Consider the following 17,924-nt stretch of genomic DNA (forward strand, 5'->3'; position numbering starts at 1 on the left):
GTTTGAGCTTGTGAAATATCTGTTTTCTTAATTGTCCCCACGTACAAGGAGGAGAAACGCTATCTATTCATCGTTTTTATTATGAATCAGCAAATTACTCAACTTTCTTTCCAACCAACTTTAACAACAGCCAAGGAGGCCATGCGCCCATGAACTAGAAGGAGAGCTATGCCAAGACCCAAGTCCGTTATCCGTCATCATCCCGAATCCCATTCCATCCTGTTCCATCAGCCAACCCTATCAGCAACCAAGATTGTCATCGCTGGTCTGCGCAACGTCATTGCAGGTCGAACCAAGCACCTTGTCATGACCATCAAGTTGGATGCCATTCATCGTGGCTCAGTCCGGTTTGACGATATTGAACGTCAGTGCAAGACCCACTCTGTTCAGCCCAAGTGCAAGACCGTCATCAAGGCGATGAAGCTGCTGGCTGAAGAAGGGGAAGCAACCACAAAGCAGCTAATGAAACAGGTTGGTGTCTGTGAAACCACTGCCTTGCAGTTGAAGCGGTTGATTCCGTTGATTCAGGAACGACTGGTCATCAGCTTCGGAGGACTGCGACTAATGGAGCCCCTGTCCATGACGGCAGAGGAAAAGGATGAATTTCCATATTAATCATGCACTTATAAATAAACTCCAATCACTATAGGAGCGCAAGTCTACGAGAGCGATACAGATATAACAAAACGAGAGTTATACAGGGTAGTTAAGCTCACCTATGTATATAGATTTTTACTAATACTTACACAACTACAGGAGTGTCACTAGATGATTGAGCGGTATATGAACGTGATTATCTGCTTGCTGTTCTGGATTGGTCTTCAAGCCACCTTCTCCAACATCTTCAGCATCCTCACCCTTCGGGTTCGGCTGACTGCCTTATACAGACGGCTACGCCGGGGATACCCCAAGGAAGAGGATGTTAAAGGATGATGGATGATGATGGTCATCAATCCCTATATGGTTGGCTCGATTGAGACTTAACGTCAGACCAGAATCTGACTAACCATATCCCCTTCATCCTGCTGTATCCCAATCCATCAGCATCATCCCCTTGATGGTGTGTATCCCGGTCATCCGGGTATCCATCTTCAGTATCCGCATCACCAGTATCAACTGACCGTCCTTGGTCAGCCTGTTTCATCCATCAACTTCAACGCTTTTCGTCATGGCCTTTCCTCTTGCCTGTTCAGTTTCCCGTTGTGGGGAGTTGAAGGGCTGAGCAGGAAAGGACTTGAGGAAGGGCTATCACGAAAAGGAGCCACAACATGAACCACGTATCTACCATCAACCCGACCATCAGCAACGACTCCATCATCATTGGTGGTTTTCCATTGCGTAGAGATGAACAAGGCCGCTACTGCATCAATGACCTGCATAAAGCTGCCGGTGGTGAAGAGAAGCATCAACCGGCCTTCTTCATGCGCCGCAATGAAACCAACGACTTGTTGGCTGAACTCGCTAACTCTGCGAATTCGCAGAATAAGCAACCTGCCGAATCGAAGGCTGGCCGTTATGGCGGCACCTACGTTTGCAAGGAACTAGTCTACGCCCTACGCCATGTGGGTCAGTCCGGCCTTTAACCTTGAAGTTATCCGCCTCTTTGATGAAGTACAGACACACGGCATTGCTGTATCTGACCGGGTGAAGGGTGTGGAGGTCAATGCGGGGGTCTTGCTGGAAGCTGCCATTGAAGCAGTGGAACGGAAAGGCGGTCTTGTCCGTGAAGAAGAACTGGACGCCAGACGAACCGCACTACAGCACATCAATCAACGTAAAGGGGCATCACCGAAGAAAATTCGATACCTGATGGCTCGTGCTGGTTATCTTCATGCGCTGGATGGTCTGCCAGTATCCAATCAATGCCGTGAAGCCATGATGTATTACGATTGGGGACGGAAGGCACTGAACAACCAGTTCATCAAGGATAGGAACAACCGGATGTTTGACGAACTGACGCCACGAACGGTCAAGCGGCTTAACGCTCAGTAATCAGGGGGCTATAGGGCAGGAGGACAGGACGGGTTGATACCGTTCCTGCCTGCCTTGATTGGTCTGTGTGTTGGCTTTGCTATTTGTGGAAGTGGTTGGCGTAAAAATACAGGGCAACCATTGCCAGTGTCACAAGGATGACCAGCAGGTTAAACAGCATGTTTGTCGCCTTTCTGAAGAACCAGCTACTTATCTAGCCCAAGAGTAGTTCAAGGGCAGGATGGTGGCAATCATGGTGGTATCGGCCAACTACAACCAGTCAGCAAACCGCACAAGGCCTGATACCACATCAACAGGAATGGCCTTTACCAGCGCTTCTCGGCCTTGCTTGGCCGTGCTCCCCTTTGAATACCGCTCATAGGTAACGTCCGTAAAGCTGTGTCCTGCCAGGCGCTTGACCAGAATAGGGCTGATATCTGCCTGTTCCAGCATGGTGATGAACGTATGGCGGAAGCTATGGAAGCTGACTTGTGCATCAATGCCAGCCCGGTACAAGAAGCCAGATTCACGGCCAGCCTGACCGCTAAACCACTTGCTGACCCTTGCCCCGTATCCATTGGTGGCTGACATGGGTAGTTCGGGGAACAACCGGTTATGGCCTGCTGAAGCCTGTTGCTTCGCATAGTCGATGAAGCCAAGTTCAATCAGCTTGGGGTGGATGGCTATCAACCTTGCCCCGGCAATGGTCTTGGTTCCCTTCTCGCCATCATTTTGCTGGGTGATGGACAAGCAATGAATCCCATCCTCTTGAACAACGTCTTGTGGTCGCAAGGACGCCAGTTCATTGACTCGTGCGCCAGTAAAATAGCCAAGCAGGGGCATCCAGTAGTGGAATGGCTTCCTGTCCCCTCTTTTGACAACAAGACCATGCTGGATTGCGGCAAACATGGCGCAAAGCTGTTGGCTGGTGAACATATCGCGTTGTTCTGCTGCCTTCTTGCGCTGCTGGACGGTCATGTTATCCGCGTAGTTTTTATCGACATACCCTTGCTTGACCATCCACTCAAACAGCGAGGACAGACGAATCAGGTACTTGTTAACCGTACCAATCCCCATTGGCTCCGGTTGCAGCTTGATGATGGCATCAATGCTCAGACCCTTAAAACGACCACGATTCAGGTTAGCCGGTAGCTTCAGGAGCGTTTCCTTGACCCGTCGCACATCAGGAAACGACAGCTTCGATACATCAACATCACCGAGGATACGCAAAACTAAGCTGTAGATGGCCTTGTTCTCTTGCATCGTCTTGTCAGACCAAGTCCCGCCCAACTCTTGTTCACGATAGTAGGCATCGATGATGACCGATAAAGACGGATGCACCGATATGGACGTGGGCATGGGGGGGGTCTCAACCACTTCCCCGTCATCCCGAGCCAATACAGCTTCAGTGGCCTTCTTCATCATCTTGGCAAAGGCATAGACCTGTTCAGGGCTGGGCGTGCCAGTGATGCCACGTTGGCGAATGGCGTATTCCATTGCGCCACGAACGGGGGCTGTCTGCCCTGTCCCTATCGCTGTCTTCAGAATCTTGGTGATGTTTGCCCGGCTAGCAGGAACAAACTGGATGCTTTCTGGTGTTAGGAGTTCACCCGATATGCGCTTCTTCTCGTCCGTCGCAAGGTAATGGGCTTCTGCCCACTGTTGCACATAGGCGGCATCTGCTTCGGATAAGGGCTGATTGCTGGCTTGTGGCTGGGCTGCCTGGGCTTGTCGTAACTCGACCTGATGAAAGGCGTCAGACCAATGCAGAAAACGCTCAGAAGCGCGGTGCTTGGCTACCTTGGGGTCTTGGGTTCTGAGTGATTCCCGAATTCGGGTTAACTTGAATGCTGCTTGGAGGTGCGAAGGAACACGGAGAACAAACCAATAGGTCTTGCCGCGTAACTCTGTATGATTGATTTTCATGGGGCTTGTACCACAACTTGTACCACGTTTCGTGCCACGCAAACCCATGATTTTACTACAGCTTTACTGAAATCAACGACTTAAAGCTATATGGTGCCGGTAAGAGGAGTCGAACCCCCGACCTTCGCATTACGAATGCGCTGCTCTACCAACTGAGCTATACCGGCATCCAAACTTGGTAAAAAAGCCTTGAACGCGCATCCGCTTGATCAAGGCTTTTTTGTGTCCTGGTCGGGGTGAGAGGATTCGAACCTCCGGCCTCTACGTCCCGAACGTAGCGCTCTACCAGGCTAAGCTACACCCCGTTTCCTGCGTTTCGCAAGAGACACGCAATGTACAGCATTTCGTGTCTTAACACAAGCCTTTTTGGTCGGGGTGAGAGGATTCGAACCTCCGGCCTCTACGTCCCGAACGTAGCGCTCTACCAGGCTAAGCTACACCCCGTCTTCCAAATTGGCAGCTCCGAGAAATCTGACGACTGCCCCGCTTTCTGCGGTACAATCCAGCTCCCAGAGGACGCGCATTATGAAACAATTATGTGGTTTAAGCAACTCTCATTTTATCGACTGAACGACCAATCCGTTCCGGATAGCGCGCAACTTTCTGCTGCGCTTGAAAAATCACCCTTTCAGCCCTGCACCGGTCTCGACTGGTTCAGCGAAGGCTGGGTGAATCCGGCCCATCATCTCGACTTGCCGGTTTTTGGCGCCCGACAGCGCCTGCTGGTCTCGCTCAAGCGCGAGGACAAGGTACTGCCCGGTGCCGTGATCCGCGATTTTGTCGAACTCAAGGCAAGTGAAATTGAAGCGGCAGAGCATCGCAAGGTCGGCCGCAAGGAAAAACAGGCCCTGAAGGAACAGATCACCGACGACTTGCTGCCGCGCGCCTTTACCCGCGCCAGCCGCCTGTCTGCCTATCTGGACACCGAACGCCGCTGGCTGATGGTCGACTCGGGCACGGCCAGCAAGGCCGAAGCGCTGGTCAGCAAGCTGCGCGAGGCGCTGCCGCCCTTCCCTGCCGCGCTGCCGCGCACGCAGATCGCGCCGCATACCGCCATGACTGACTGGCTGGCTGCCGGCGAAGCACCGGCAGGCTTTGAGCTCGATGCCGACTGCGAACTGAAGGACAGCAGCGAAAACGGTGCCGTGGTGCGCTGTGTACGCATCGACCTGACCAGCGAGGAAATCCGCCAGCACATCGCCACCGGCAAGCAGGTGACCAAGCTGGGACTGATCTGGAAGGAACGCGTGCGCTTCATGCTGACCGACACGCTGCAACTGAAGCGCATTCAGTTTCTCGACGTGATTCAGGACGAGGCCAGCCACGCCGGTGATGACAGCGCCAGCCTGTTTGAGGCGACTTTCACACTGATGAGTGAAGAGCTGGGCGACCTGGTTGAAGCACTGATCGAAGCGCTGGGCGGACTGGAAGGCGAACCCGCCTGAGACTGACGCCATGCAAAAAAGCCCGTGCATCTTTCTGCACGGGCTTTTTTTTTGCCGCCATGGATCAGTCGAAGCGCCAGATCGCCATCGAAAGGCCGCCAAAGCGCCAGTCGTCATGCACGCGGCGTGGCGCGATGCCATCACTGGCCGCCCCCAGGGCAATGAAGAGCGGCAGGAAATGCTCATCGCTCGGATGTGCCTGCAGGGCATGAGGCGCTTGCGTTGCCCAGGCATCAAGCATGTCGTCCTGACGCTGAAGCAGACGCTGATCGACCCAGTCAGCAAACTCCAGCGCCCAGGCGGGCGGTGCACTGCCATCCGGCTGCATCATCCACAAGTTATGGGTATAGCTGCCGGAAGCCATGATCAGCACATTCTCGGCACGCAGCGGACGCAGGGCACGACCCAGCGAGCGCAAGCCGGCCTCATCCAGATTGGCAGGCAGAGACAGGTTGATGACCGGGATGTCCGCTTGCGGGTACAAGCGCATCAACGGCGTCCAGGCACCATGATCCAGCCCGCGCACAGCATCTTCCGCCACCTCGAAACCCTGCGCCGCCAGCAGCTGACGCAACTGGCTCACCCGACCGGCGTCTGTGCGGGCCGGATAGTTCAGGGTATACAGCACGCGCGGGAAGCCGCCGAAATCGTGAATGGTGGCTGGCTGCGGGGCAGAGCCGATCAGCAGGCCATGGCTTTGCCAGTGTGCCGAAATGACGATAATGGCGTCCGGACGCGGTTCGGCTTCACCCCAGTGCTCAAGAAAGCGGGTGGTCGGGGTATCCTCCAGTGCCAGGGTCGGGGCACCATGCGAGACAAACAGTGCGGGTTGCATAAACAGGTTTCCGGTTAGTTCTAATTGATTTAATCATAGTACGAACAATCTCACAAACAAACCAACCGGTTGTGCCTGAATTGTTTACCAATAATTAGCAATCCAGGGTTTTCAACTTCCCCCGGAAATCAGCCAGACACTGATAACCCTTGCGTTGCATCAGTTCGATCAACTCACTCTCAATGCGGGCAAAGGCCGCTACGCCCTCTTCATGCAGGCAGGTTCCGATCTGCACGGCCGTGGCGCCGCACAACAGATGCATGAAGGCTTCCGCCCCGCTCTTGATCCCGCCGCAACCGATGACGTGCTTTTCCGGCATCAGGCGCGAGAACTCGCGCACATTGGCCAGCGCGGTAGGCAGGACATAATCCCCGCCAAGCCCACCCAGACCGCCCTTGGGACGAATCAGCGTGGACTCACTCTCCAGGTCGACCAGCAGGCCGTTGCCGACCGAGTTGATGCAGGTAACAAAGCGCAGACCGTCGAAGCGATTGAGCAAGGCCGCCATCTGGGCAAAGTGCACCGGATCGAAGTACGGTGGCAACTTGACACCGAAGGGATGCGGATAGACCTGGCTGATTTGTTCCAGCGCCTCGGCGGTCGCGGCGAAGTCGTACGCCAGCTGCGGCTTGCCGGGCAGGTTCGGGCAAGAGAGATTCACTTCCGGCAGGCAAGGCAGGTTGAGCGCGCGCAAGGCGGTCAGCATTTGCAGATTGTCGTCCAGCGACATCCCCGAGATCGAGACAAACAGGGGCTTGCGGTAGTCGAACTGCCGGGCGTAATCGAAATAGTATTGATAGCCTTCGTTCGGCAGGCCCATCGAGTTGATGCTGCCCAACGGCGTGGCGCGATAACGCGGCTCGGGATTGCCCTCCCGCGGCAGCAGGGTGCAGCTCTTGGTGATCAGCGCACCGGCGGCCGATCCGGCCACGGCATCCAGTTCTTCGCGGGTACGGCACATGACCCCGGAGGCATTGTAGAGCGGGGATGCCATAGAGAGCCCCAACCATTCGAGTGACAAGTCCACCGCCATGAATTTCTCTCCTGCGTGCAATGAAAAAGACTGGCAGTATGCCACAGCGCACCGGCGTACGATTTGACCTGAGCCATAAGCCTCAGGCGAGGCTGGCGCAGACGCCGGGCAAACAGGTAGAATCACCCCTATTTACCTTCAGGATACTTACGGCAATGAGCATCAAATCCGACAAATGGATTCGCCGCATGGCAGAAGAACACGGCATGATCGAACCGTTCGAAGCCGGTCAGATCAAGAACGTGGATGGCCAGAAGGTAATCTCCTACGGCACCTCGAGCTATGGCTACGATATTCGCTGCGCCGACGAGTTCAAGGTATTCACCAACATCAACAGCAGCATCGTCGACCCGAAAAACTTCGACCCCAATTCCTTCGTCGAAGTCTCCGGCAAGGGCTACTGCCTGATTCCGCCGAACTCCTTCGCGCTTGCGCGCACGGTCGAGTACTTCCGCATTCCGCGCCAGGTGCTGACGGTCTGCCTCGGCAAGTCCACCTACGCCCGTTGCGGCATCATCGTCAACGTGACGCCGTTCGAACCGGAATGGGAAGGCTATGTGACGCTGGAGTTCTCCAACACCACACCGCTGCCGGCAAAGATCTATGCCAACGAGGGCGTGGCACAGGTGCTGTTCTTCGAATCGGATGAAGAGTGTGATGTGTCTTACCGTGACCGTCAGGGCAAGTACATGGGGCAAAGCGGCGTGACGCTGCCGAAACCCTGAGTCGGTGCACCGTCCCCGCCCAAAGCCGCACACCGTGCGGCTTTTGTCATTTTATCAAACACTTAGCAACAAAAAACCCCATTTGTCACTACGCATTTTTGTCCGGGTGTCCTACGATGAACAAGGGTGGTGACTCTGCACACACCACCCTGACGCCTACAGGCGTCTTCTTGAGGCGTTGCGGTTCCCCCTTGCCGCCACGTCTTTTTTTTGCCCGCCCAACGACAAAAAACAACCGGCGCCTGGCGCCGGTTGTTTTTGACCCGAGATCACATTCAGAAACAACATTGTGATCCGGCAGCCTCCCTGGCCGCCTTCGCCAACATGGCCAGATCGTCGTCCAGTCCATGATGAATATCCGCCAGCGCCGAACGCAAAATCACAAAAGCCAGATGCGCCGGCTCACAATCGAACACATCGGCCAGCGCCTTGAGTTCGTGACAAGTTTGCAGATCCATCGGCATCTGCAGCGCGTGAGGCACCTCGGCAAACAACAGTTTGCGCGCCGTGGCCTCTCCACGGCAGGCTTCGAGCTCGGCCAGCAGGCCGGTTAATGCTTCTCCCATGATGCTCACCTCCATGTTGCCATTGCCCCCGCTCGAATTCTTTTATAGAAGCATAGCCCGTCTGCGATCGATATTCTGACGGATCGGGGCCGGCTTGATCCGACTCAAATGCTTGATTCGAAAGCAGTTAGCACATTGACGGCATTCATGCCGATCGGCTCGACCGCGTAGCCGCCCTCGAGGCAGAACAGCGCCGGAATACCCAGCCGGCCCAGACGTTCGCCCAGACGCAGGAAATCCTCGCTCTGCAGGGCAAATTTCGAAATCGGGTCACCGACAAAGGCATCCACCCCGAGGGAAATCACCAGCGCGTCCGGCGCAAAACGGCCGATGCGTCCACAAGCCAGTTCAAGCGCGGCAAACCAGCTGTCCACATCACTGCCCGCCGCCAGCGGATAGTTGACGTTGTAGTCCAGCCCCTCCCCTTCGCCGCATTCGTCGGCAAAACCGAGGAAGAAGGGATATTCGGTACGCGGATGGCCATGAATCGACAAGAACAGCACATCACTGCGACGGTAGAAGATGTCCTGCGTACCATTGCCATGGTGATAGTCGACGTCCAGCACCGCGACGCGCCGGGCACCGTTCTGACGCAGATGCTGGGCGGCAATGGCCGCATTGTTGAAGAAGCAATACCCGCCACAGTAGTCACGTGCCGCGTGATGGCCCGGCGGACGGGTCAGGGCAAAGGCCGCACGCTGCCCGGCCAGCAGGGCATCGGCCCCGACAGCGCCACATCGGCCGCCGCACAGATCGCCGGCCAGGTACCGGCGGTGATCGGCGTGCCGCAATCCATCGAGTAGTAACAGAGCTGACCTTCGACATGCTCCGGTACCGCCTGGCGCATGCGACGGATCTGCCACATCTTGGGCAGCGCATCATAATCCCGCCCGAGCGCCTGCCAGCGATGCCAGGCGCTCTGCAAAAAGGTGACATAACCGGCATCATGCACGGCGAGTACCGGGTCCAGCCCGTGAGACCGGGGTGGCAAGACCTCACCCAGTGCGGTCGCACGCACCCGTTCCAGCACCATATCGGCACGGGAAGGCATCTCGAAACAGGGCACCAGCGTACCGGCATACAATTCGGTACGACCATGATGCTGGCGGTGGATATCGGAATAGAAAGTCTGCATGGGGCAATCCTGACAACAACAGCGAAGCAAACGATGTTCGTGCCGGCAGGAAGGCAGGTCAAGCACAGCGAGGCCAAACCTTGCGGCGGCGCAAGGGCCGCTTATTCGCTCACATCACCGTCACGGTAATACCAGCGGCCATCCACGGCGACAAAGCGGCTGGTTTCGTGCATCCGCCCCGCCCGGCCACCCAGCTTGTAGCGGGCGACGAATTCGACCACGCCTTCCTGATCGCCGGGCTGCCCGCCCACCGTGCGCAGCACCTCCAGGCTGATCCACTTCAGACCAGGATCATCCTCGGACAGGTCCAGCCGGTCCGGGCGCGTATCGGCGTGCCAGCTCGCCAGCAGATAATCGACGGCCTGACGGGTATAGGCGACATAGCGCGAGCGCATCAGCGCCTCGGCACTCGGTGCAGGGGTTTCGGGATGGTCGACATAGCGGCCGCAGCATTGCGCATAAGGTGCGGACAGGCCGCAAGGGCACGGGGCATCAACAGTCTTGCGCTTCATGGCCGGGAAGCATCCAGCAGGGGAAGATTGAACAATTGCATGAGGAAATTGGTAAAGGCCGGGTCGACCGGGCGATTGCGCATCCCCGGCCACAGGCGTTGCCAGTCGCGCAGCTTCATTTCCATGCGCGAATGAGACTCTTCGGCCGTCATGCGGCCACTGTCGCGCTGCGCCGCCAGATAACGATAGGTCGCGAAGGTGGAGTCGTCGATACGGTTGGACCCGGCGACGCGCACGCGGAAGGTATTGAGCTCGTCGGCCGCTTCCAGCCGGGTCAGGTGCCCCTGCTCGACTTCGCCGGCCAGACGATTGGCCTCACGGAAAATCAGCGGCGTCCGTGATGGCGGCTGCAATGCACTGCCACGCACGGTCGCAGAACGGCCACCGGACTGTACCGGTGCAGCGGACTGCTTGAGGCTGCCGCAGGCAGACAACAGCAGCGAAAACAGCAACAGGGTCGTCAGCGCTCTCATGCCCGGAGTGTAATACAATATCATCAGCAAAAGGGAACCATTGCGACCGCACTGGTGAAAGCCGCGTCACGGCTGGCTTTGCCGCCCATCACAACAGCCGGGTTACTCATCCATGACCACTAGCGACATGCCCGGCGCCCCCTGGCGCCAGAAGCTCTACACGCTGTTTTTCGAACCGGACAGCTGGCGTGGCCGGCTGTTCGATCAAGTCCTGATCATCGCCATTCTGCTGTCGGCGCTGACCGTGACGCTGGAAAGTGTTCAAAGCATCCGCCGACAATACGCCGGCCTGCTGCACGGTCTGGACTGGGGGCTGACCATCCTGTTCACCATCGAGTACCTGCTGCGTCTGCTGTGTGCCCCGCGCCCGGCCCGCTATGCCCGCAGTTTTTTCGGCATCGTCGATCTGCTGGCGATCCTGCCGCAGTACATCGCCCTGTTCGTACCGGAAAGCCGCTTCCTGTCTTCGGTGCGCATCCTGCGCCTGTTGCGCATGTTCCGGGTCTTCAAGCTCACGCGCTACCTGGGTGTGGCACAGCAGTTGCGCGACGCCCTGCAGGCCAGCCGGCGCAAGATCACGGTGTTTCTGGTCGTGGTGATGATGATGGTGATGGTGCTGGGCTCGCTGATGTATGTCATCGAGGGGGAAGAGAACGGCTTTACCAGTATTCCGGTGAGCATTTACTGGGCCATCGTTACCCTGACCACGGTCGGATTCGGCGACATCACCCCCAAGACACCGCTCGGCCAGTCACTGGCCAGTCTGGTGATGATTCTCGGCTACGGCATTATTGCGGTGCCCACCGGCATTGTCAGTGTGGAAATCGGCAAGGCCCGCCCGTCGGCATTACGCTGCCCGGACTGCGGGCTGGACAGGCACGACCAGGACGCCCGCCACTGCAAGCGCTGCGGCCACAAACTGGCCCCGCAGTAAAGCTCAGCGGGATGGCGCATGGCGGGCGCTTGCCAGCACAAGGCGTGCCAGCTGCTCACTGGTTTCACTGATCAGCGTCGCCGCATTGGCCTTGGCATAGGCGATGGTCATCGGCCCGCGACAGAGAGAAAACAAACCATCAAAGGCCTGTGACAAGGCAGGATGTGACTCGATACCTCCGGAGATCAGACAGACAGGGATACCCGCCAGACGGGCGCGACGCGCCACTTCGAGAGGCGCCTTGCCATTCAGGGTCTGGGCATCGGTTCTGCCCTCCCCCGTCACGACCCAGTCTGCCCCGGCCAGCGCGGCATCCAGCCGGCAACGTTCGGCGACCGCCTGCGCGCCACGGCACAGCGTCCCGCCAAGCCACTGCAGGGCAAAGCCAAGACCACCGGCCGCTCCGCTTCCCGGCCTTTCTGCCAGGGAGCCCCCCGCCAGAGAGGCCAGCTGCCCCAGCAGCGCCTCAAGGCGCTCACCGTCTTCAGCCCCCGCGCCCTTCTGGCGTCCAAAAACCCGTGTAGCCCCCTGCTCGCCCAGCAAGGGATTGTCGACATCACTCCAGACCTCCAGCGGCACCTGCGCCAATCGCGCATCCAGTCCGGAGAGATCGACGGCCGCCACCGCCTGCAAGCCCTGCGGCGTAGCGTCCAGCGCCTGCCCGTGATCATCGAGCCAGACCGCCCCCAGCGCCGCCAGACAGCCCGCCCCGCCATCATTGGTGCCGGAGCCTCCCAACGTCAAAATCAGTCGCCGGCACCCGGCATCCAGACAACCGCGGATCAACTGACCGACACCACGACTGCTGCGATACATCAGGGGCGTGCCCGCGGCCAGCGTCAGCCCGATGATGCGAGCCACCTCAATCACGGCGGTGCCATCCGGCAACAACAGGCAATCGGTCTGCCGCTGGCGCCCGGTGAGATCTTCTGCCGGCAGACGCAACCAGCGCCCGCCCAGCGTATGTTGCAATACCGACAGCGTCCCCTCTCCGCCATCGGCCATGGGCTGCAAGGTGCATTGTGCGCCGGGATCTGCACGCAGAATGCCGGCCGCCATCGCCCTGGCCACCTGTTGCGCGGACAGGCAGCCTTTATAGGCATCCGGAGCGAGTAACCAATGCATGAGGCACCTCGTCAAAGACGGCCTGACTGCCACGGCAGCAGACCCGGGACCCACCGGCAGACAACAAAAAAGCCACCGCAATGAGGGGCGGTGGCTTTCCGTACGGCGGGCTTACTCGCCGCTGGCCGGCGGCACAGCGTCTGCCGCAGGTTCCGGCACCGGCGCGGCCGGCTTGGGCAGGGACTGCAGCTCGGCGGCCTTCTTTTCTTCCGGCTTGACCTCGCCGGACGGCTTGCCTGCCAGGTCAAAGCGCTTGCCGCCACGGGCCACCGACTTGATGTAGCGCGGCTTGCGGCAATGGTTGGCGACCACCCGAGCAATCAGTACCGGATCAAACTGTGGCAGGGCTGCAATCAGGCTCTCGTGAATACCCAGCGCCAGAGGGCGGAACTGGCGAAACACTTCAAACTTGTTGTAGACATGCTCCGCGATCATCTCGGTCTGCTTTTTCTTGCTCAGACTCTGTACAGCGGATTTGAGAGCGGCGCCCAGTGCCGTTTCAGTATTTGGCTTCATGAACTTCAATCTAGTCGGTTAGTGCTTCGGGCAGCATGGCCACCCGTCTGCGGTCTGAACTGTGCATCGATACAAACCGTTGCCACATGGTCGCCATCAGCAGCAATGGCAAAGCGCGTATCTTATGTCAAAACCCGGGAAAAAGCGAAGACGCCCGGTGTTTTTTCGGCCAGCCGAGGCAAAAATGTGCCAGTCAGCCAATCGGCACGCGCGCCGGCCCCCTTCTGCGCGGTATACGCCTGGCGGCGAGGCGTGCTCACGGAGAGATGTCTGCCCATCGGTGTTGCCTAAGTGCAATTCACTGCCCTTTAAAGATCAAGCCAGCCAAATCAACTGCTTCACGCAACAAACCCAGCTAATGGGACCACTATTAGTTTCATGCATAGCAATTAAACCCAGGTTAACTCCCCGCCTAATATTCGATTTTGCGACAATATTTTATGTTTAAATGCTTAAATTTGCTGCTTCCCCAGCAATTCGGGCAAGATCAGGCTGTCTTTCGCCAACACGAGAGGCTGCTCCGTACAGATGGGTTCGGGAGCAGATTTGAGCTGGAGAACTAACGTCTTGTGAGCCGCCTGCGCGGCTCATTTTTTTTGTCCCTGCGCCGCACGCATTGACGAATGAGTATGTTATACCGTAACATTTGCTATCCGTTATAACATAACACTGGAACCGTGATGACGCTGCTGCGCAAACTCCTCGGGCTAAGTGCCCTGCTGCTGGCCGCCTCGACCAGCATCGCCGCCAACCAGACCATCCAGGTGGTGGCCGCGGAAAACTTCTATGGCGACCTGGCCCAGCAACTCGGCGGGACGCATGTCCAGGTCAGCAGCATCATGAGTAACCCGGAACAGGACCCCCATCTGTTCGAAGCCAGCCCGTCGACCGCGCGCGCCCTCAGCCAGGCCAGGCTGGTCATTTACAATGGCGTCGATTACGACCCGTGGATGAACAAACTGCTGGCAGCCGGCAAAAATGCACAGCGCAAAGTCGTTGTGGCAGGCAGCCTGCTGGGCAAGAAATCCGGCGACAACCCGCACCTCTGGTATGATCCTGCCACCATGCCGGCACTGGCCCGCACGATCAGCACCCAGCTGCAGCAGCTGGACCCGGCTCATGCGGCCGACTACAAGCAGCATCTGGCGCAGGTCCTGACCAGCCTGAAGCAGATTGACCAGCGCATCGCTGCCATGAAGACTCGCCATGCCGGCAAGGCCGTCACCGCCACCGAACCGGTGTTCAGCTATATGGCTGGCGCGCTGGGCCTGATCATGCGCAACGAACGCTTCCAGCTGGCCGTCATGAATGGAACCGAACCACGGGCAGGAGATATCGCCGCTTTCGAGCGAGACCTGAAAACCCGACAGGTCCGCGTACTGCTTTACAATAACCAGGCCAGCGACGCCTCCGCCAAGCGCATGCAGCAACTCGCACTGAAGGCCGGCGTGCCGGTGGTCGGCATCAGCGAAACCATGCCTGCCGGCAAACACTATCAGGACTGGATCCTGTCCGAACTGGATACGCTGGACAAGGCACTGAAATAATCCGCATGAACGTACTGCAACTTGACCGGGTCACGGTGTCTTTCCGTGACCGTCGCATCCTGGACGATGTCAGTCTGAGCATCGGCCAGGATCAATTCATTGGTGTGCTCGGCCCCAACGGTGCCGGCAAGACCACCCTGATGCGCACCATCCTCGGCCTGATCACACCAGAGTCCGGCCGCATTGCCGTCCTGGGTAGCCAGGGCCTGCGCGGCAACCCCGACATCGGCTACATGCCGCAGGTACGCAGCCAGAACGCCAGTCTGCGCCTGAGCGGCCGGGACTTCGTTGCCATTGCCCTCAACGGCCATCGCTGGGGCTGGCCGCGACTGGATCGCCAGCAGTGGCGCGAGGTTGATCGGGTGCTGACCCTGGTGGACGCACGCGAGCTGGCCCGCCGACCGCTGATGGAGCTCTCCGGCGGCCAGCGCCAGCGTCTGCTGCTGGCCCAGGCCCTGATCGGCAACCCGCGCCTGCTGCTGCTGGACGAGCCGCTGGTCAGCCTTGACCCGCGCCACCAGCATGGGGTGATCGAGCTGGTACGCCAGGTTCGTGCCGAGCTGGGGATCACGGTCCTGTTCAGTGCGCACGAGCTCAACCCGTTGCTGCCGGTCATCGATCAGGTGCTGTACCTCGGCCATGGCAAGGTGGCACTCGGCACGGTCGATCAGGTCATCCAGCCGGCGGTATTGTCGCGACTGTATGGTGCCCCCATCGATGTCGTGCGCCACAACGGCCGCATTTTCGTCATGTCCGGCGAAGTGGACGTGGAAAAAGAGGATCACTGTCACGATGCTTGACTACGATTTCATGCAAAACGCCCTGATGGCGGGCGGAATTGTCGCCCTGCTGGCGGGCATCGTCGGCTATTTTCTGGTGCTGCGCGGGCAGACCTTCGCCGGTCATGCCCTGTCGCACGTCGGCTTTGCCGGTGCCACCGGCGCCGCCCTGATTGGACTGTCGCCGATGGGCGGCCTGGTTGCCGTCACCCTGGCCGGCGGCATGGCCATGGGCTATATGGGTGACCGCCTGCAGGGCAGCGACATCGCCATCGGCTCGGTACTGTCACTGTCCCTCGGCCTGGGCATGCTGTTCCTGCATTTCTATACCAGCTACGCCACCCAGGCGACGGCCCTGCTGTTCGGCAACGTCCTCGGCGTCAGCAGCGACACGCTCTGGTGGCTGGCCTTGCTGGCCGTGATCAGCCTGGTCTTGCTGGCCGTGCTGGCCAGACCCCTGCTGTTTGCCAGCCTGCAGCCCGAGCTGGCGGAAGCCAAGGGTGTTTCCCTGCGCCTGGTGTCGATGCTGTTTCTCGGCATCGTGGCGCTGGCCACCGCCGAATCGGTACAGATCGTTGGTGTGCTGCTGGTCTTTACCCTGATGGTCGGCCCCGGCGCCACCGCCCAGAAGCTCACCAGCCGCCTGGGCGCCGGCATCCTGCTATCCGGTCTGATCGCCCTGGGCGAAACCTGGCTGGGGATTACCCTGGCCTACTTCACCGACTGGCCGACCAGTTTCTGGATCACCCTGCTCAGCGCACTGGCCTACCTGCTGGCGTCCCTTCAGGCTTCACGCAACACATAGTCGTGCGTGATCTCGGCGGTCTTGCCCAGCATGATCGATGCCGAGCAGTACTTTTCCGCTGACAAAGACAGGGCGCGCTCCACCACCTCGGGTTTGAGATCGCGCCCGGTCAGTTCGAAATGAAAATGAATGCGGGTAAAGACCTTCGGATCCGTGTCGGCCCGCTCCGCCTCGATCGCCACCTGGCAGTCCCGCACATCCTGACGCGCTTTTTTCAAAATCGTCATCACGTCATAGCTGGTACAGCCGGCCGTGCCCAGCAGTAACAGCTCCATCGGACGCGGACCGAGATTCCGCCCGCCGCCCTCCGGTGCGCCATCCATCACCACCGCATGACCACTGCCTGACTCACCGAGAAAGCACACCCCGTCCACCCATTTCAATGCTGCCTTCATGCTTTTGACCCTCTGAAATTCATGTGCAATGGCACGAAAGTATCACTATCGATTTGGGCGTTCAAAGATTCACCAGTAGAATGGAAAGCTTTCTTTGTTATAAAGAGCCTGTCAGCCCTTTTTTCAGGCGTCTGGAGCATCATGCTGGTACTGGGTATCGAATCTTCCTGCGACGAAACCGGCGTTGCGCTGTATGACAGCCAGCGCGGCCTGCTCGCGCACCAACTGCACACGCAAATGGCCATGCACGCCGAATACGGTGGCGTGGTACCGGAGCTGGCCAGCCGCGACCATATCCGCCGCGTCATTCCGCTGACCGAGGCCTGCCTGGCCGAGGCCGGCCTGACGCTGGCCGACCTGGATGCCGTGGCGTATACCAAGGGACCGGGGCTTGGCGGCGCCCTGCTGGTGGGCACCAGTGTGGCCAATGCACTGGCTTTCGGCCTGGGCATTCCGGTCATCGCCGTCCATCACCTGGAAGGACACCTGTTGTCACCGCTGCTGGCCGAGCCGCGTCCGGACTTCCCCTTCCTGGCCCTGCTGGTTTCCGGCGGACACACCCAGTTAATGGCCGTGCATGGTGTCGGCCGCTATGAAGTACTGGGCGAAACGCTGGACGATGCCGCCGGCGAGGCCTTCGACAAAACCGCCAAGCTGCTCGGGCTGGATTACCCGGGCGGACCGACCCTGTCGCGCCTGGCAGAAAGCGGGGACCCGCTGCGCTTTACCCTGCCGCGCCCGATGCTCAACTCGGCCGACCTGGACATGAGCTTTTCCGGCCTGAAGACCGCCGTACTGACCCTGGTCCGGCAGCAGGAAGCCGCGCTGGGTACGCTCGACGAACAGACGCGCAAGGATATCTGCCGCGCCTTCCAGGAGGCCATCGTCGAAGTGCTGTTGAAAAAATCGCTCAAGGCCCTGAAACAGACCGGCATGAAGCGTCTGGTGGTTGCCGGCGGCGTCGGTGCCAACCGTCAGCTGCGCGCGGCCCTGGACCAGGCCGCGGCCCGTCGCCGTTTCGAGGTCTTCTACCCGCCCCTGGCCCTGTGTACCGACAACGGCGCCATGATCGCCTTTGCCGGTGCCATGCGGCTGAAATACGCCGAGCCGGCAGCCGGCTTCAGCGTCAAGCCGCGCTGGGACCTGTCCAGCCTGCCGGCCGTCTAACCCTGATTGCCGGCCTCCCCGGGGGCCGGCCTGCA

Annotated in this window: 21 protein-coding genes and 3 tRNA genes; 10 read left to right on the plus strand and 14 right to left on the minus strand. The window is 58.9% G+C overall.

Features of this window, described 5'->3' with window-relative positions:
* The first annotated feature begins 168 nt into the window (after window positions 1–168).
* From JNO51_RS10765 to JNO51_RS10775, 3 genes are all read left to right on the plus strand, one after another.
* The gene (locus JNO51_RS10765) at window positions 169–615 is read left to right on the plus strand and encodes a hypothetical protein (protein WP_215776915.1); all 447 of its coding nucleotides are present in this window, start codon (window positions 169–171) and stop codon (window positions 613–615) included.
* A gap of 653 nt (window positions 616–1,268) precedes the next feature.
* Window positions 1,269–1,583: a KilA-N domain-containing protein gene (locus JNO51_RS10770; RefSeq protein ID WP_215776917.1), complete on the plus strand. Its 315-nt coding sequence runs from the start codon at window positions 1,269–1,271 to the stop codon at window positions 1,581–1,583.
* Complete coding sequence (locus tag JNO51_RS10775) at window positions 1,561–1,992, plus strand: hypothetical protein (RefSeq protein ID WP_215776919.1); 432 nt, start codon at window positions 1,561–1,563, stop codon at window positions 1,990–1,992. Before JNO51_RS10770 ends, JNO51_RS10775 begins: the two co-directional genes overlap by 23 nt.
* 249 nt (window positions 1,993–2,241) lie before the next feature.
* Here JNO51_RS10775 and JNO51_RS10780 read toward each other — a convergent pair whose 3' ends face one another.
* From JNO51_RS10780 to JNO51_RS10795, 4 genes are all read right to left on the minus strand, one after another.
* Window positions 2,242–3,897, minus strand: a complete 1,656-nt coding sequence (locus JNO51_RS10780) for a site-specific integrase (RefSeq protein WP_215776922.1) — start codon at window positions 3,895–3,897, stop codon at window positions 2,242–2,244.
* 91 nt (window positions 3,898–3,988) lie between these two features.
* Window positions 3,989–4,064 (minus strand) — tRNA-Thr (locus JNO51_RS10785).
* Between the two features lie 61 nt (window positions 4,065–4,125).
* A tRNA-Pro gene (locus JNO51_RS10790) sits at window positions 4,126–4,202 on the minus strand.
* A gap of 62 nt (window positions 4,203–4,264) precedes the next feature.
* Window positions 4,265–4,341 (minus strand) — tRNA-Pro (locus JNO51_RS10795).
* Between the two features lie 92 nt (window positions 4,342–4,433).
* On the opposite strand from JNO51_RS10795, the gene JNO51_RS10800 reads away from it, so the two are divergent.
* Window positions 4,434–5,342: a recombination-associated protein RdgC gene (locus JNO51_RS10800; protein ID WP_215776924.1), complete on the plus strand. Its 909-nt coding sequence runs from the start codon at window positions 4,434–4,436 to the stop codon at window positions 5,340–5,342.
* Window positions 5,343–5,406: 64 nt separating this feature from the next.
* On the opposite strand, the gene JNO51_RS10805 is transcribed toward JNO51_RS10800, so the two are convergent.
* Both JNO51_RS10805 and JNO51_RS10810 read right to left on the minus strand, forming a co-directional pair.
* Entirely contained in the window at window positions 5,407–6,177 is a 771-nt protein-coding gene (locus JNO51_RS10805) for a class III extradiol ring-cleavage dioxygenase (protein WP_215776926.1), read from the minus strand.
* A gap of 94 nt (window positions 6,178–6,271) precedes the next feature.
* Window positions 6,272–7,171 (minus strand): dihydroorotate oxidase, encoded by a 900-nt coding sequence (locus tag JNO51_RS10810; protein ID WP_252346063.1) that lies wholly within the window; start codon window positions 7,169–7,171, stop codon window positions 6,272–6,274.
* 194 nt (window positions 7,172–7,365) lie between these two features.
* On the opposite strand from JNO51_RS10810, the gene dcd reads away from it, so the two are divergent.
* The gene (dcd, locus tag JNO51_RS10815) at window positions 7,366–7,935 is read left to right on the plus strand and encodes a dCTP deaminase (protein WP_215776931.1); all 570 of its coding nucleotides are present in this window, start codon (window positions 7,366–7,368) and stop codon (window positions 7,933–7,935) included.
* A 275-nt stretch (window positions 7,936–8,210) separates the two neighbouring features.
* On the opposite strand, the gene JNO51_RS10820 is transcribed toward dcd, so the two are convergent.
* From JNO51_RS10820 to JNO51_RS10835, 5 genes are all read right to left on the minus strand, one after another.
* On the minus strand, window positions 8,211–8,501 hold the full coding sequence (locus tag JNO51_RS10820) for a hypothetical protein (protein ID WP_215776934.1): 291 nt from the start codon (window positions 8,499–8,501) through the stop codon (window positions 8,211–8,213).
* 104 nt (window positions 8,502–8,605) lie between these two features.
* Window positions 8,606–9,292, minus strand: a complete 687-nt coding sequence (locus tag JNO51_RS10825; RefSeq protein ID WP_371822833.1) for a histone deacetylase family protein — start codon at window positions 9,290–9,292, stop codon at window positions 8,606–8,608.
* Window positions 9,181–9,636 carry a hypothetical protein gene (locus JNO51_RS17555; RefSeq protein WP_371822834.1) on the minus strand — a complete coding sequence of 152 codons (456 nt, stop codon included), beginning with the start codon at window positions 9,634–9,636 and terminating at the stop codon, window positions 9,181–9,183. The genes JNO51_RS10825 and JNO51_RS17555 overlap by 112 nt, the downstream gene beginning before the upstream one ends.
* Window positions 9,637–9,737: 101 nt before the next feature.
* Window positions 9,738–10,148: a YchJ family protein gene (locus JNO51_RS10830; protein WP_215776936.1), complete on the minus strand. Its 411-nt coding sequence runs from the start codon at window positions 10,146–10,148 to the stop codon at window positions 9,738–9,740.
* Window positions 10,145–10,621 (minus strand): hypothetical protein, encoded by a 477-nt coding sequence (locus JNO51_RS10835; RefSeq protein ID WP_215776938.1) that lies wholly within the window; start codon window positions 10,619–10,621, stop codon window positions 10,145–10,147. Before JNO51_RS10835 ends, JNO51_RS10830 begins: the two co-directional genes overlap by 4 nt.
* 112 nt (window positions 10,622–10,733) lie before the next feature.
* Here JNO51_RS10835 and JNO51_RS10840 point away from each other — a divergent pair, with 112 nt between their 5' ends.
* On the plus strand, window positions 10,734–11,555 hold the full coding sequence (locus tag JNO51_RS10840) for an ion transporter (RefSeq protein WP_215776941.1): 822 nt from the start codon (window positions 10,734–10,736) through the stop codon (window positions 11,553–11,555).
* Window positions 11,556–11,558: 3 nt separating this feature from the next.
* Here the strand turns inward: JNO51_RS10840 and JNO51_RS10845 are convergent, their stop codons facing one another.
* Together JNO51_RS10845 and JNO51_RS10850 are read right to left on the minus strand one after the other, a co-directional pair.
* Entirely contained in the window at window positions 11,559–12,680 is a 1,122-nt protein-coding gene (locus JNO51_RS10845; RefSeq protein WP_215776943.1) for a glycerate kinase, read from the minus strand.
* A 111-nt stretch (window positions 12,681–12,791) separates the two neighbouring features.
* The gene (locus JNO51_RS10850; RefSeq protein ID WP_215776945.1) at window positions 12,792–13,196 is read right to left on the minus strand and encodes a ProQ/FINO family protein; all 405 of its coding nucleotides are present in this window, start codon (window positions 13,194–13,196) and stop codon (window positions 12,792–12,794) included.
* 680 nt (window positions 13,197–13,876) lie between these two features.
* Between JNO51_RS10850 and JNO51_RS10855 the strand changes: the two genes are divergently transcribed.
* Genes JNO51_RS10855 through JNO51_RS10865 form a run of 3 tightly spaced genes read left to right on the plus strand, consistent with a single transcriptional unit; the run spans window position 13,877 to window position 16,327 of the window.
* Complete coding sequence (locus tag JNO51_RS10855) at window positions 13,877–14,743, plus strand: metal ABC transporter solute-binding protein (protein ID WP_215776947.1); 867 nt, start codon at window positions 13,877–13,879, stop codon at window positions 14,741–14,743.
* 5 nt (window positions 14,744–14,748) lie between these two features.
* Window positions 14,749–15,543: a metal ABC transporter ATP-binding protein gene (locus JNO51_RS10860; RefSeq protein WP_215776949.1), complete on the plus strand. Its 795-nt coding sequence runs from the start codon at window positions 14,749–14,751 to the stop codon at window positions 15,541–15,543.
* Window positions 15,536–16,327: a metal ABC transporter permease gene (locus JNO51_RS10865; protein WP_215776951.1), complete on the plus strand. Its 792-nt coding sequence runs from the start codon at window positions 15,536–15,538 to the stop codon at window positions 16,325–16,327. The genes JNO51_RS10860 and JNO51_RS10865 overlap by 8 nt, the downstream gene beginning before the upstream one ends.
* Here JNO51_RS10865 and JNO51_RS10870 read toward each other — a convergent pair.
* Window positions 16,306–16,722: an OsmC family protein gene (locus JNO51_RS10870; protein ID WP_215776953.1), complete on the minus strand. Its 417-nt coding sequence runs from the start codon at window positions 16,720–16,722 to the stop codon at window positions 16,306–16,308. The genes JNO51_RS10865 and JNO51_RS10870 overlap by 22 nt on opposite strands.
* Window positions 16,723–16,863: 141 nt before the next feature.
* On the opposite strand from JNO51_RS10870, the gene tsaD reads away from it, so the two are divergent.
* Window positions 16,864–17,889 carry a tRNA (adenosine(37)-N6)-threonylcarbamoyltransferase complex transferase subunit TsaD gene (gene tsaD / locus JNO51_RS10875; protein ID WP_215776955.1) on the plus strand — a complete coding sequence of 342 codons (1,026 nt, stop codon included), beginning with the start codon at window positions 16,864–16,866 and terminating at the stop codon, window positions 17,887–17,889.
* The last annotated feature ends 35 nt before the right edge of the window (window positions 17,890–17,924 follow it).

Source organism: Paludibacterium sp. B53371, assembly GCF_018802765.1.
GTDB lineage: Bacteria > Pseudomonadota > Gammaproteobacteria > Burkholderiales > Chromobacteriaceae > Paludibacterium.

Excerpts from the sequence above, each read along its gene's own strand:
- JNO51_RS10765 (WP_215776915.1), top strand. The coding sequence starts at position 169 with ATGCCAAGACCCAAGTCCGTTATCCGTCATCATCCCGAATCCCATTCC.
- JNO51_RS10820 (WP_215776934.1), bottom strand. The coding sequence starts at position 8,501 with ATGGGAGAAGCATTAACCGGCCTGCTGGCCGAGCTCGAAGCCTGCCGT.
- JNO51_RS10860 (WP_215776949.1), top strand. The coding sequence starts at position 14,749 with ATGAACGTACTGCAACTTGACCGGGTCACGGTGTCTTTCCGTGACCGT.
- JNO51_RS10835 (WP_215776938.1), bottom strand. The coding sequence starts at position 10,621 with ATGAGAGCGCTGACGACCCTGTTGCTGTTTTCGCTGCTGTTGTCTGCC.
- JNO51_RS10850 (WP_215776945.1), bottom strand. The coding sequence starts at position 13,196 with ATGAAGCCAAATACTGAAACGGCACTGGGCGCCGCTCTCAAATCCGCT.
- JNO51_RS10840 (WP_215776941.1), top strand. The coding sequence starts at position 10,734 with ATGACCACTAGCGACATGCCCGGCGCCCCCTGGCGCCAGAAGCTCTAC.
- JNO51_RS17555 (WP_371822834.1), bottom strand. The coding sequence starts at position 9,636 with ATGCAGACTTTCTATTCCGATATCCACCGCCAGCATCATGGTCGTACC.
- JNO51_RS10845 (WP_215776943.1), bottom strand. The coding sequence starts at position 12,680 with ATGCATTGGTTACTCGCTCCGGATGCCTATAAAGGCTGCCTGTCCGCG.
- JNO51_RS10810 (WP_252346063.1), bottom strand. The coding sequence starts at position 7,171 with ATGGCATCCCCGCTCTACAATGCCTCCGGGGTCATGTGCCGTACCCGC.
- JNO51_RS10830 (WP_215776936.1), bottom strand. The coding sequence starts at position 10,148 with ATGAAGCGCAAGACTGTTGATGCCCCGTGCCCTTGCGGCCTGTCCGCA.
- JNO51_RS10780 (WP_215776922.1), bottom strand. The coding sequence starts at position 3,897 with ATGAAAATCAATCATACAGAGTTACGCGGCAAGACCTATTGGTTTGTT.
- JNO51_RS10870 (WP_215776953.1), bottom strand. The coding sequence starts at position 16,722 with ATGAAGGCAGCATTGAAATGGGTGGACGGGGTGTGCTTTCTCGGTGAG.
- JNO51_RS10865 (WP_215776951.1), top strand. The coding sequence starts at position 15,536 with ATGCTTGACTACGATTTCATGCAAAACGCCCTGATGGCGGGCGGAATT.
- JNO51_RS10805 (WP_215776926.1), bottom strand. The coding sequence starts at position 6,177 with ATGCAACCCGCACTGTTTGTCTCGCATGGTGCCCCGACCCTGGCACTG.
- JNO51_RS10855 (WP_215776947.1), top strand. The coding sequence starts at position 13,877 with ATGACGCTGCTGCGCAAACTCCTCGGGCTAAGTGCCCTGCTGCTGGCC.
- tsaD (WP_215776955.1), top strand. The coding sequence starts at position 16,864 with ATGCTGGTACTGGGTATCGAATCTTCCTGCGACGAAACCGGCGTTGCG.
- JNO51_RS10800 (WP_215776924.1), top strand. The coding sequence starts at position 4,434 with ATGTGGTTTAAGCAACTCTCATTTTATCGACTGAACGACCAATCCGTT.
- JNO51_RS10775 (WP_215776919.1), top strand. The coding sequence starts at position 1,561 with ATGTGGGTCAGTCCGGCCTTTAACCTTGAAGTTATCCGCCTCTTTGAT.
- JNO51_RS10770 (WP_215776917.1), top strand. The coding sequence starts at position 1,269 with ATGAACCACGTATCTACCATCAACCCGACCATCAGCAACGACTCCATC.
- dcd (WP_215776931.1), top strand. The coding sequence starts at position 7,366 with ATGAGCATCAAATCCGACAAATGGATTCGCCGCATGGCAGAAGAACAC.